Annotated in this window: 10 protein-coding genes; 9 read left to right on the forward strand and 1 reads right to left on the reverse strand. The window is 61.3% G+C overall.

All coding sequences use genetic code 11. The annotated features are described in order from the left end of the window. Window positions 1-48 precede the first annotated feature (48 nt). The 4 genes from ACP15O_RS08915 (at window position 49) to ACP15O_RS08930 (ending at window position 6,093) form a co-directional block, all read left to right on the forward strand. Window positions 49-2,313, forward strand: a complete 2,265-nt coding sequence (locus tag ACP15O_RS08915; protein WP_425095728.1) for an adenosylcobalamin-dependent ribonucleoside-diphosphate reductase — start codon at window positions 49-51, stop codon at window positions 2,311-2,313. 881 nt (window positions 2,314-3,194) lie between these two features. After that, complete coding sequence (locus ACP15O_RS08920; protein WP_425095729.1) at window positions 3,195-4,271, forward strand: CobW family GTP-binding protein; 1,077 nt, start codon at window positions 3,195-3,197, stop codon at window positions 4,269-4,271. Continuing rightward, window positions 4,268-5,464: a GTP-binding protein gene (locus ACP15O_RS08925; protein WP_425095730.1), complete on the forward strand. Its 1,197-nt coding sequence runs from the start codon at window positions 4,268-4,270 to the stop codon at window positions 5,462-5,464. Before ACP15O_RS08920 ends, ACP15O_RS08925 begins: the two co-directional genes overlap by 4 nt. Continuing rightward, complete coding sequence (locus ACP15O_RS08930; RefSeq protein WP_425095731.1) at window positions 5,464-6,093, forward strand: DUF1826 domain-containing protein; 630 nt, start codon at window positions 5,464-5,466, stop codon at window positions 6,091-6,093. The genes ACP15O_RS08925 and ACP15O_RS08930 overlap by 1 nt, the downstream gene beginning before the upstream one ends. 24 nt (window positions 6,094-6,117) lie before the next feature. Here ACP15O_RS08930 and ACP15O_RS08935 read toward each other — a convergent pair whose 3' ends face one another. After that, complete coding sequence (locus tag ACP15O_RS08935) at window positions 6,118-7,809, reverse strand: hypothetical protein (protein WP_425095733.1); 1,692 nt, start codon at window positions 7,807-7,809, stop codon at window positions 6,118-6,120. Window positions 7,810-7,979: 170 nt separating this feature from the next. On the opposite strand from ACP15O_RS08935, the gene ACP15O_RS08940 reads away from it, so the two are divergent. The 5 genes from ACP15O_RS08940 (at window position 7,980) to nusB (ending at window position 11,938) form a co-directional block, all read left to right on the forward strand. Beyond that, window positions 7,980-8,945: an MBL fold metallo-hydrolase gene (locus ACP15O_RS08940; protein WP_425095734.1), complete on the forward strand. Its 966-nt coding sequence runs from the start codon at window positions 7,980-7,982 to the stop codon at window positions 8,943-8,945. An 86-nt stretch (window positions 8,946-9,031) separates the two neighbouring features. Further along, window positions 9,032-9,655 carry an NYN domain-containing protein gene (locus ACP15O_RS08945; RefSeq protein WP_425095735.1) on the forward strand — a complete coding sequence of 208 codons (624 nt, stop codon included), beginning with the start codon at window positions 9,032-9,034 and terminating at the stop codon, window positions 9,653-9,655. A gap of 104 nt (window positions 9,656-9,759) precedes the next feature. Further along, the gene (ribB, locus tag ACP15O_RS08950; RefSeq protein ID WP_425095736.1) at window positions 9,760-10,893 is read left to right on the forward strand and encodes a 3,4-dihydroxy-2-butanone-4-phosphate synthase; all 1,134 of its coding nucleotides are present in this window, start codon (window positions 9,760-9,762) and stop codon (window positions 10,891-10,893) included. 2 nt (window positions 10,894-10,895) lie between these two features. After that, complete coding sequence (locus tag ACP15O_RS08955; RefSeq protein WP_425095737.1) at window positions 10,896-11,447, forward strand: 6,7-dimethyl-8-ribityllumazine synthase; 552 nt, start codon at window positions 10,896-10,898, stop codon at window positions 11,445-11,447. After that, window positions 11,444-11,938: a transcription antitermination factor NusB gene (nusB, locus tag ACP15O_RS08960; protein ID WP_425095738.1), complete on the forward strand. Its 495-nt coding sequence runs from the start codon at window positions 11,444-11,446 to the stop codon at window positions 11,936-11,938. Before ACP15O_RS08955 ends, nusB begins: the two co-directional genes overlap by 4 nt. The last annotated feature ends 5 nt before the right edge of the window (window positions 11,939-11,943 follow it).

Genomic DNA, 11,943 nt, shown 5'->3' on the forward strand with positions numbered 1-11,943 from the left:
CGCCCTTCGGATGCTACACTATTGACACGACTGCACAGGATCCTGCCCATGACCCGTTTTGCCGCCCCGATTTCCGAACAGATCTGGGACATGAAGTACCGACTGAAAGAGGCCGACGGCACCCCGCTCGACCGCACGGTCGAGGACACTTGGCGGCGAATCGCGCGGTCCTTGGCGGCGGTGGAACAAGACCCCAAGATCTGGGAAGAGAAATTCTATACCGCGCTGGAAGACTTCAAATATCTGCCCGCCGGACGGATCACCGCAGGGGCGGGCACCGGGCGCAAAGTGACGCTGTTCAACTGTTTCGTCATGGGCACGATCCCCGACAGCATGGGCGGCATCTTCGATATGCTGAAAGAGGCCGCGCTGACCATGCAGCAGGGCGGCGGAATCGGCTATGATTTCAGCACCATCCGCCCCAAGGGCGCGCCGGTGGCGGGCGTGGCCGCCGATGCCTCGGGGCCGCTGTCGTTCATGGATGTGTGGGATGCGATGTGCCGCACCATCATGTCCGCAGGTTCGCGCCGCGGCGCGATGATGGCCACCATGCGCTGCGATCACCCGGACATCGAAAACTTCATCACCGCCAAATCCGACAGCGCCCGCCTGCGCATGTTCAACCTGTCGGTTCTGGTCACCGATCCCTTCATGGAGGCCGTCAAGGCCGATGGCCCGTGGGAGCTGAAATACGACGGCAAAGTCTATCACACGCTGCAAGCGCGGGATCTGTGGAACAAGATCATGAAGTCCACTTATGACTTCGCCGAGCCGGGCGTGATCTTCATCGACCGGATCAACAAGGCCAATAACCTGAACTATGTCGAGCAGATCGCCGCAACGAACCCCTGCGGCGAACAGCCCTTGCCGCCCTATGGCGCGTGTCTGCTGGGCTCGGTCAATCTGGCGCGGCTGGTGGCCAACCCGTTCGAGGCAGACGCCGGCCTGGACCTGAACAAACTGGACGATCTGGTGCGCACGGCCATCCGCATGATGGATAACGTGGTGGATGCCAGTCAGTTCCCGCTGGAGGCCCAGGCCCAAGAGGCCCAGGCCAAGCGCCGCATCGGTCTGGGTGTGACCGGGCTGGCGGATGCGCTGCTGATGGTGGGGCTGGAATACGGCACCGACGCTGCTGCCGCTCAGGCCGAGGAATGGCTGAAACAGATCGCGCGGGCGTCCTATCTGGCCTCGGTCGATCTGGCCAAGGAAAAGGGCGCGTTCCCGCTGTTTGACGCGGAAAAATTCCTGGCCTCGGGCAACATGATGCAGATGGATGACGACGTGCGCGATGCGATCCGTGAACACGGTATCCGCAACGCGCTGCTGACCTCGATCGCGCCGACGGGGACGATCAGCCTTTATGCGGGCAATGTCAGCTCGGGGATCGAGCCGGTCTTTGCCTATGCCTATAATCGCAAGGTTCTGCAAAAGGACGGCTCGCGCACCGAAGAGGAAGTGGTGGATTACGCCGTTCAGATGTGGCGCGATAAATTCGGCGACACCCCGCTGCCCAGCTATTTCGTCAACGCGCAAACTCTGGATCCGCAGGCGCATGTGAAAATGCAGGCGGCGGCGCAGAAATGGGTGGACAGCTCGATCTCCAAGACGATCAACTGCCCCGAGGATATCAGCTTTGAGGCGTTCAAGAACGTCTATATGCAGGCCTATGAGACCGGCTGCAAAGGCTGCACCACCTATCGCCCGAATGACGTGACGGGCAGCGTGCTGTCGGTCAGCGAAACCAGCGAGAAAGCCCCCGAGGCCGACACCGGCGCGGACGTCATCTATATGGCCGAACCGCTGGATCGTCCGCAGGCGCTGGACGGCCATACCTACAAGCTGAAATGGCCCGATTCCGAGCATGCCATCTACCTGACCATCAACGATATTCTGGTCAACGGCCATCGCCGCCCGTTCGAGGTGTTCATCAACTCCAAGAACATGGAGCATTACGCCTGGACGCTGGCCCTGACCCGCATGATCTCGGCTGTGTTCCGCCGCGGCGGAGACGTGTCGTTCGTGGTCGAGGAACTGAAGGCCGTGTTCGATCCGCGCGGCGGAGCCTGGATGCAGGGCAAATACATCCCCTCGATCCTGGCGGCGATCGGCGGCGTGATCGAGCAGCACCTGATCCGCATCGGTTTCATCGAAGGTGAGGGCATGGGCCTGAAATCCGACCCGCAAGCGCAGGTCGTCAACCTGGACAACGCCCCCAAGGGCAAAGCCTGCCCCAGCTGCGGTCAATATGACATGCGCATGGTCGAAGGCTGCATGACCTGCGCCAGCTGCGGCCATTCCAAATGCGGTTAACCATTTGAGAATGTCACTATTGTGTGACGCTTCACGCGACATGACCTAAACGTTTCAATAGGTCATTTTGGCTGGTGATATGAGAATACGGCCTCGGATTTCTTCCGGGGCCGTTCGCTAGTCTAAAAAGGACAGACGAATGAGGTGGCGCTGGGCTAAAGACATTACAGGCTTTGAAAGGCGGCGTTCTGCTTCTTCGATGGGTCAAAGACACTTTACTAGGGCCTATCAAAGTCAGAATTGAAAATGAGGAAGTGGAGCGGTTTCTAACAACCCATATCACTCTTGGTGAGTTACAGAAACATTCTGGATTGCATCAGCAGACGATGCGCAAGCTGTTGCGCCAGAAGTGTATCGAGCCCCTCTATGATCCAAAGAAGATTAGAGTGTACCTCTACGACAGGGGCGAGGCGTTGGCTGCGATCCAGTAAACTGCCCAAGCTAATGACAGAGCCGCGCGTAAGCGCGGCTTTTTTTTGTGCTTGGCAACAGCATAGTTGCAATGTTCTGTTGGTAATAATTTCAAAATAGCCAAGAATTCTTACTGATCTATTTTAGTTAAGTGTCTGATTTTATAGGGTTTGGGTGTTGGGCCGTTGCAAAGTGTTGTGGGCATTCACCACTATTTGTGATGTGTCATGCGACATGGCCTAAATGTTTCAAAAGGTCACTTTGGGCTAAGATTGTGAGAAAACGGCCTCGTAGCAGTACGAGGCTGTTTGTCGCTGTGGTGGGGGGCGGTGATACACCGCCATCATCCTTGTGGACTGTGCAGAAAAGCTTTGAGGGGCGCTGGGGGTTCCTGGGGGTGGGGATTATTGGATTGCGCTGAACTTGATATAGTATAACATAACCATCTCCAGACACCCAAGGAGCCCCCGATGAATGATCCCAAAGTGCCCGTCACCTTGCTTACCGGCTTTCTGGGGGCGGGCAAGACGACGCTGTTGAACGCGATCCTGTCCGATGCGCGGCCCGGACGTATCGCCGTGATCGTTAACGAATTCGGTGAGGCCGCGCTGGACCATGATCTGATCGAAACGGCCGAGGAAGAGATCGTTCTGATGCGCTCGGGGTGTTTGTGCTGCTCGGTGCGCGGGGATTTGTCGCGCACCATCGCCGGGTTGATCGCGCGGCGGGAAGAGGGCGACCTGCGCTTTGACCGGCTGGTGATCGAAACCACCGGGCTGGCCGATCCCGGCCCGGTTTTGCAGACGCTTCTGGTGGACCGTTTTCTGGCGCGGATGACTCGTCTGGATGGGGTGGTGACGGTGGCCGATGCGGCCAATGGGCCCGGCACGCTGGAAACGCAGTTCGAGGCCGTCTCGCAGGTGGCGATGGCCGATCTGATCGTCCTGAGCAAGACGGATCTGGTGCCCCCGGCGCAGTTGCGCAGCTTCCAAGAGCGTCTGCGCGGGATCAACCCCTCGGCGCGGATTATCCCTGCGGATCACGGGAAGGGGGCGCCGCAGCACATCTGGGGGCTGAGCGGGATACGCCCCGAGGCCGCCGCTGCGGATGTGCTCAGCTGGACGGTGGGGGCGGATCCTCTGGCCGGGCTGTCGGGCATGACGCCGGCCGCTCCGGCCTCCGCGCCATCGCCCCACGCTACCCGGATCGAGACTGTCTCCTTTGAACTGGACACCCCGCTGGAGGATGAGGCCTTCGATCGCTGGCTGGACACGCTGATCGCGCTGCGCGGCCCCGACATTCTGCGCGTCAAAGGGATCGTGTTTCTTAAGGGGCTGAACAAGCCTTTTGTCTTTCACGGGGTGCAGCATATTTTCGATCCGCCCCGTCCGGTTCCGGACTGGCCCACGGGCGATACCCGGTCGCGGATCGTGGTGATCGCCAAAGACATCTCTCGCCCCGCTTTGCAACGCAGTTTCGATATGTTGCGCGCCCGTGTGACGCCCCGCCCCGGCGCGCGCCCAAACCAAGAGGTATTCCCCAAATGAGCGACACCCGTCTTCCTGTCACCGTTCTGTCCGGCTTTCTCGGGGCTGGCAAAACCACCCTGTTGAACCGGGTTCTGAACAACCGCGAGGGCCGCCGCGTGGCGGTGATTGTCAACGACATGTCCGAGGTGAATATCGACGCCGATCTGGTGCGCGAAGGCACTGAACTGTCCCGATCCGAGGAAAAGCTGGTTGAGATGTCCAACGGCTGCATCTGCTGCACCCTGCGGGACGATCTGCTGAAAGAGGTGCGCCAGTTGTCTCAGGAGGGCCGGTTCGACTATCTGCTGATCGAATCCACCGGGATCTCCGAGCCTCTGCCCGTCGCCGCCACCTTTGATTTCCGCGACGAGCTGGGCGACAGCCTGTCCGATGTCGCGCGTCTGGACACGATGGTGACCGTGGTGGATGCGGTGAACCTGACGGCGGATTTCTCCAGTCACGATTTTCTGACGGATCGTGGCGAATCCCTGGGCCAGGCCGATGATCGCAGCCTTGTCAGCCTGCTGACCGAGCAGATCGAATTTGCCGACGTGGTGATCCTGAACAAAGTGTCCGATGCCGGCCCGCAGCGGACGGACACGGCGCGCCAGATCATCCGCGCGCTGAACGGGGACGCCAGGATCCTTGAAACCGATCACTCTGACGTGCCCGCCAGTGCGGTTCTGGACACGGGGCTGTTTGATTTCGACACCGCGCATGAACACCCGATGTGGGCCAAAGAGCTGTACGGCTTCGCCAATCACACCCCCGAGGATGAGGAATACGGCATTGCCTCGTTCGCCTTTCACGCCCGCGCGCCGTTCGATCCGCTGAAACTCTATGATGCGCTGAATGGCGATTTGCCCGGTGTGATCCGCGCCAAGGGGCATTTCTGGCTGGCCACGCGGCCCGATTGGGCGGTGGAATTCAGCCTGGCCGGAGCGCTGTCCGCGATCACGCCGCTGGGGCGCTGGTGGGCCTCGATCCCCGAGGAACGTCTGCCCACCCATCCCCAGGCGCAGGCGGAAATCGCCCGGAACTGGATCGAGCCCTGGGGCGACCGCCGGCAAGAGCTGGTCTTTATCGGGGTCGGCCTGGATGAAAGCGCGATCAAGGCCAGGCTGAATGCGGCTTTGCTGGATGTCTCTGATTTTACACCGGAAAACTGGGCGGATATGGCCGATCCCTTTCCGCAGTGGAGGGTGCGTTGATGTTGCAAACCGCGCAAAAAGCCCTTCTGCCCGGCGTTTATGAGGCCGCCACCCCGGCAGAGCTATCGGTGCTGACCCGGCCCGATTGCGCGGCTGTTGTCTGGCCGCGCTGTCCGCCCGAGGCGTTTCAGTCCTGGCTGGACAGCCTGCCTTGGCAGCGATTGCCCTCAGCCCGCGTGATCCTGCGCCCGCAAGAGGTGCGCCGCGCGGTGATGCAGATGTGCCGGGCGTGCGGGACGCCCGAATGCGCCGGGCGGGCGCATCTGATCGACGATATCGCCGCGCTGGCCGATATTTTCGCGCGGCTGACCAGAGCGCGGTTTTTGCGGCTGCGTCTGGATGTGGTCAGCACGAATGCGTGCCGGAAATTTCATGTTGATGCGATCTCCTCGCGTCTGGTGTGCACCTATCGCGGAACGGGGACGCAATATGGGCTGCGTCAGGGCAGCGCGGACCCGGCGCAGATCTGGACGCTGCCCACCGGATCGGCGCTGCTGATGCGCGGAACATTATGGCCCGCGCAGCCGGGGGCGGGGTTTGTGCATCGCTCGCCTCCGATCGAGGGAACGGGGCAGCGCCGCCTGGTTCTGGTGCTGGATCCGGTAGACGACCCCGATCAGGCAATCTGATAGCTTGCTGGCGGGCCAGAGGGCTTAGGCCGCTGTTGGAATCGCCAGAACCGAGGTCGGCGGGCAGGGCACCGGCGGCAGGCTGGGCCACAGATGCAGATAGCGCGTGTTGATGCTGGCCAGGCCGCAGGCACCGTTCGTCCCCAGCGACAACATGCCCGTAACCCGGCCCGCATCCGGGGCCAGAATGTCATCGGGCCGCACCTGATACGCGACGATATACATCAGCGGCACATAGAGGATCTCCAGCCAGGCCTGTTGCTGGTCATCCTTCTGCCAGCTGGCCGACAGGGCAGGCGGCGTATAGAGGATCGAGTGGTCCGAAACGATTTCAAGCGCCTCATTCGAGCCAGCGGCGGTAGCGGTCAGTGTCGCGCCGGAAAAAGCCGAAAGCGGCACCGGCCCCAGCGGCGTTTTGCCCGTATAGATCGCGGATGCGCTGCCCGTGCCCGATGGCACAAAGCTCAGCCTGACGGCGCTCAGATCGCCGAATTGGCTGAACGCGCCCGTGCCGGGGGTATAGCCGGGCGTGAATTCAATCTGCCAGGAGCCATCCACCCCGTCCTGCTGAATGCCCTGGATGGTCAGCGTCTGGCTATCGGTGTCGAAATGGCAGTTCTGATCGAAATAATAGACCGTGCTATGCACCCCATCCAGGCAGAGTCCGACGGCAATTTTATACTTGGTTTCGATCTCCGGCGTGGCGGTGGGCCGATAGGAACTGACATATTGCCCCTCGACCGACAGGAACGCCCGGCTGGAGGGCACCGTGCCCTCATTGCTTTGCTGCGTCAGTGGAAAATAGCCCGACAGATCCGCAAGCGCCTGCGCGTTGGTCTGGCACAGTTGGGTTGTGGCGGTGTCGGGCAGCGTCTGATCGGACAGTTTGATGGTGGTCAGTGTGCGCGGATGGGCAATCGCGTCGATGATGGTCATATCGTTGCACACCAGCCCGCCCGCCGCCGAGGTGCCCATGATCAGCTTTGTCTCATGTCCCAGGCTGTCGATGAACGAGAAAAAGTACATGTTCATATTATAGGCATAGCTTTGCACCATCGCTGGCGCGCCGCTATCGCCCAGAGGCGTGTAGGACAGCTCGAAATTCGGGCCGATAGTCATCACCTGCGCGGCGGTGGCGTTGCCGGGCGAGGGGTGGGTGTAATACGCGCCGCGATAGAGCGATGGCAGGATCGGATTGTTGTAGGTATGGCCCGAAACGGTGGTTTCGGGGGCGGTGCCAATGCTGACCGTCCCGCCAAGCGTGGCCGTCTGCCCGCCAGTCATTCCGGTGCGGGCGAACCTCAGCTCGCCTGACAGCGCAGGGCTCACGCCTGCTGGCGTGGCAAAGGTCAGGGTATAGATGCCCTCGGGGCCTTTCTGGAATGTTGCCGTCGGGCTTTGTGTAAAGTCGAAAACATGCGGCGTTTTCCCGTCCAGGCACAGAATGACCGAGACGTCAAAGCTGGGGTCGAATGTCTGGGTGGTGGCGTTGTAAGCCACGTTGATATTCGTATCGACCGTCAGAAAGGCACCGGGCAGAAAGGCACCGGGCGTGGCTGGCTCTTGCAGGTTGTAATAGCCATTGAAGGACGCCAGCGCCGCGCTGTCTGGATTGGGGGGTGTGGCGGGGGCGGCGGTTTTCGCCCGATTGCGCGCGATGATCGCATCGACCATAGGGTTTCGGTTTGCGGCGGGGATGTCGAAATTCACTTGCATCAGCGGTCCTTTTTACACGTTGCCTCTGCCTAGCTCAAAGGAATGAAGCATCTGTGAATTTCAGAGCGTGCCGGATTTGCGGGTGGGCCGGGCGCTTGGACATATTCACAAATCATATTGCGTAAAGGTTTTCCCACGCTATCCTGAGCCCCAACGAGGGAGGCTCCGCAATGACATTTTTCAAACCCAACCGCCGCGACATTCTGAAACTGGCCGCCATGGCGCCGGCCTTTGCGATGCCGGGGGCGGTGCGGGCGCAATTGGGGGCGCCGGCGGGCGAAAACCCGGCGCATTTCCGTTTTTCCCTGGGGCAGGCGCGGCTGACGATCCTGTCGGATGGCTATTTCAGCCTGCCCACCAGCGGCGTGGGCGTGAATGCCGATCCGGCCCAAGTGCAGACCTTTCTGGAGCAGCATTTCCTGCCGCCTCAGATGGGCTATTCCCATACCAACCATCTGCTGATCGAAAGCGGCGATGCGGTGGTGCTGGTGGATGTTGGATCGGGGCATCGGTTCTTTGACAGCGTGGGGCGTCTGATGGCCAATATGGAGGCCGCGGGGATCGACCCGGCCACCATCACGCATGTGGTGATCACCCATGCGCATCCCGATCACATCTGGGGCATCCGCGATGATTTCGACGAGCCTCTTTTCCCCGATGCGCAGTATTTTCTGGGCCAGGCCGAGCACGCCTATTGGATGCAGGACGATCTGGTCAATCAGGTCGCCCCGACCGAGCAGCAATTCGTGCTGGGGGCGGTGAACTCGATCACCGCCGAGGGGCTGGAGTGGACGCTGGTCAAGGATGGCGATCAGATCGCTCCGGGGGTGCGGGTCATTGACACGCCCGGCCATACTGCGGGGCATCTGAGCGTCGTGCTGGAAAGCGAAGGCAAGCAGCTGATCGCACTGGGCGATTGCATGTCTCATGCCTATCTGAGCTTTCAGCGGCCCGAGTGGTACAACAGCGTGGACCATGACGGAGACCTGACCGTCCAGACCCGCAAACGCCTGCTGGACATGTGCGCCGCGGATCGGATTGCCGTGGTGGGCTATCACTTCCCGTTTCCCGGCGTGGGGCATGTGGCCCGCGATGGCGATGCCTATCGCTTTGTCCCCGCGCTCTGGCAGTTCTGACCGGAAAATTCCCCCTTTGCGCACTTGTTATCGCCGCAATTCACTCACAGATGGTGAAAGGGCGGGCGAATGAGTTGCGAGGGTATATGGTCGAAGAGAACACACAGGCACGCGTTGCGCTGCTGATTGACGGAGAGAACATCAACGCGGGTTTCGCGGGCAAGCTGATCGTCGAGGCCGGGCGGCTGGGCGCCTTGGCGGTCAAGCGCGTCTATGGCAATGTGCGGCGCATTCCGGGCTGGGAGGCTGCGCCCGGAATGCGGCTGATCCATGCCGGGGACGGGAAAAACGCCGCCGATCTGCTGTTGACCGTGCAGGCGATGCAGATATTCTACGAAGGCAAGGCCTCGGTTTTTGTGATTTCCAGCTCGGATGGGGATTTTTCGCATCTGGCGACGCATCTGCGCGAACGGGGCGCCACGGTGATCGGCGCAGGCGAGAGCAAGGCCCCCGACGGGTTCCGCAAATCCTGCTGCGCCTGGATTCCCATCGAGGGAAAGCCGGCGAATGTGGATGACGCGATCACCAAGATATTCGAGGCCCATCCCAACGGTTTGACGATTGCCCAGGTGAATCCGGAAATCCGCAAACGCCATCCGATCACTCTGGCCGATGTGTCGGAAAAATCCTGGCGGGCCTATTTCAAGGCCAGAACGCAGAGCTACAAAATCTCGGGTCAGGGGCAGCAGACCCGGATTTCCCTGGTATGAGCCCGGCATGATCGCGGCATGGGGCGGGCGTCAACGCCCGTTGGCTCTGGTCTTCGGGGCGTGGCTGCGGTATTCGGCGGGGGCAACACCTAAGCGAGGCTCCCATGTCCGAAAGCTCTGCCTTTGAAACGCCCGGCCCGGTCGAGGCCGCGCTGCGCGATGCGATCAGCCCGATCGAAGAGATCATCGAAGAGGCGCGCCAGGGCCGGATGTATATTCTGGTCGATCATGAGGATCGCGAAAACGAGGGCGATCTGATCATCCCCGCCGAATTCGCGGATGCCGAGGCGGTGAACTTCATGGCCACCCACGGGCGCGGGCTGATCTGCCTGCCGATGACCGCCGAACGGATTGACCGTCTGGGCCTGCCGATGATGGCGGTCAGCAACTCGTCGCGGCATGAAACCGCCTTTACCGTGTCCATCGAGGCGCGCGAGGGCGTCAGCACCGGCATTTCCGCAGGTGACCGCGCGCTGACCATCGCCACCGCAATCAATGATCAGAACACCATGGCCGCGCTGGCCACGCCGGGGCATGTCTTCCCGCTGCGCGCCAAACGGGGCGGGGTGCTGGTGCGCGCCGGCCATACCGAGGCCTCCGTGGATATTTCGCGTCTGGCCGGGCTGAACCCCAGCGCCGTCATCTGCGAGATCATGAACCCCGACGGCACCATGTCGCGCCTGCCCGAACTGGTCGAGATGGCCAAAGAGCACGGGCTGAAGATCGGCACTATCTCGGATCTGATCAAATACCGTTCACGTAATGATAACCTGGTTGTGGAAACCTCGCGCCGGATGGTGACATCGGAATTTGGCGGCGATTGGGAAATGGTGCTGTACACGGATCAGACGCATGGCGTGGAACATGTGGTGATGATCAAGGGCGACATCACCACGCCCGAACCCGTCCTGACCCGCACCCACGCCCTGCACGAGGCAACGGATATTCTGGGCCTGGGGCCGAAGTCCTCGAAACAGCTGCCCCGCGCGATGCAGACCATCGCCGCCGAGGGGCGCGGCGTGGTCTGCCTGTTCCGCCAACCGCGCCACAGCCTGTATGCCCGCGACGAAGAAGGCGTGAAAACCATCAAACAGGTCGGTCTGGGCGCGCAGATGCTGTCCAAGCTGGGCCTGCGTGAACTGATCTTGCTGACCGACAGTCCGCGCACCAAATACGTGGGGCTGGATGCGTTTGGCATCTCGATCACGGGCACCCGCCCCATTCTGGAAGGAAACTGATCATGGCCGGACACGAACGCCACTATATCCTGCCGCGCCCGGAATTCGATAAGCCGGTGAAAATCCTGATCGTGGTGTCTCCGTACTATAAGGACATCGCCGATAACATGATCGCCGGCGCCAAGGCCGAGATCGAGGCCGTGGGCGGCACCTGGGATCTGATCGAGGTGCCCGGCGCGCTGGAAATCCCCACCGCCATCGGCATCGCCGAACGGATGTCGAATTTCGATGGCTACGTGGCCCTGGGCTGCGTGATCCGCGGGGAAACCACCCATTACGAAACCGTTTGCAATGATTCCAGCCGCGCCATTCAACTGCTGGGTTTGCAGGGGCTGTGCATCGGCAACGGTATCCTGACCGTGGAAAACCGCGCCCAGGCCGAGGTGCGCGCCGATCCCGCCGATCAGAACAAAGGCGGCGGGGCAGCCGCTGCGGCCTTGCATCTGGTCGCGCTCAGCCGTAAATGGGGCGCCCAGCGGAAAGGCGTGGGATTCGTACCCGCAGCCGAGGAATATAAGCTGGCTGGCGAACTCAAGGATAATCCCAAGGCATGACCACTGAACCCGTAGATCAGCCCAAGAAGCTGTCGAATAACGCAAAGCGTAAGATGCGCTCGGCCTCGCGGCTGTATGCGGTTCAGGCGCTGTTCCAGATGGAGCAGTCCGCCCAGACCGTCGATCAGGTGATCGTAGAGTTTCTGGACCACCGTTTCGGCGCCGTTATCGAGGGCGATGAGATGGCCGAGGGCGATGTTGCCCTGTTCCAGAAAACCATGCGCGATGCGGTGAACTGGCAGGCCAGGATTGACCAGATGACCGACCGCGCCCTGGTGGCCAAATGGCCGATCGGACGGATTGACCCGACCCTGCGCGCCCTGTTCCGCGCGGCGGGCGCCGAGATGACCGAGGGCGAGGCCCCGCCCAAGGTGGTGATCTCGGAATATGTGGATGTGGCGCGCGCGTTCTTTCCCGAAGGCAAAGAGCCCAAATTCGTCAATGCCGTGCTGGATCACATGGCCCGCGAGGCCAAGCCTGAGTCGTTCTGACCGGC

Source organism: Youngimonas ophiurae (nom. illeg.) (assembly GCF_049803795.1).
In the GTDB taxonomy this organism is placed as follows: Bacteria; Pseudomonadota; Alphaproteobacteria; order Rhodobacterales; family Rhodobacteraceae; genus Thalassobius.

Excerpts from the sequence above, each read along its gene's own strand:
- ACP15O_RS08945 (WP_425095735.1), top strand. The coding sequence starts at position 9,032 with ATGGTCGAAGAGAACACACAGGCACGCGTTGCGCTGCTGATTGACGGA.
- ACP15O_RS08925 (WP_425095730.1), top strand. The coding sequence starts at position 4,268 with ATGAGCGACACCCGTCTTCCTGTCACCGTTCTGTCCGGCTTTCTCGGG.
- ACP15O_RS08920 (WP_425095729.1), top strand. The coding sequence starts at position 3,195 with ATGAATGATCCCAAAGTGCCCGTCACCTTGCTTACCGGCTTTCTGGGG.
- ACP15O_RS08935 (WP_425095733.1), bottom strand. The coding sequence starts at position 7,809 with ATGCAAGTGAATTTCGACATCCCCGCCGCAAACCGAAACCCTATGGTC.
- nusB (WP_425095738.1), top strand. The coding sequence starts at position 11,444 with ATGACCACTGAACCCGTAGATCAGCCCAAGAAGCTGTCGAATAACGCA.
- ACP15O_RS08940 (WP_425095734.1), top strand. The coding sequence starts at position 7,980 with ATGACATTTTTCAAACCCAACCGCCGCGACATTCTGAAACTGGCCGCC.
- ACP15O_RS08930 (WP_425095731.1), top strand. The coding sequence starts at position 5,464 with ATGTTGCAAACCGCGCAAAAAGCCCTTCTGCCCGGCGTTTATGAGGCC.
- ACP15O_RS08955 (WP_425095737.1), top strand. The coding sequence starts at position 10,896 with ATGGCCGGACACGAACGCCACTATATCCTGCCGCGCCCGGAATTCGAT.
- ACP15O_RS08915 (WP_425095728.1), top strand. The coding sequence starts at position 49 with ATGACCCGTTTTGCCGCCCCGATTTCCGAACAGATCTGGGACATGAAG.
- ribB (WP_425095736.1), top strand. The coding sequence starts at position 9,760 with ATGTCCGAAAGCTCTGCCTTTGAAACGCCCGGCCCGGTCGAGGCCGCG.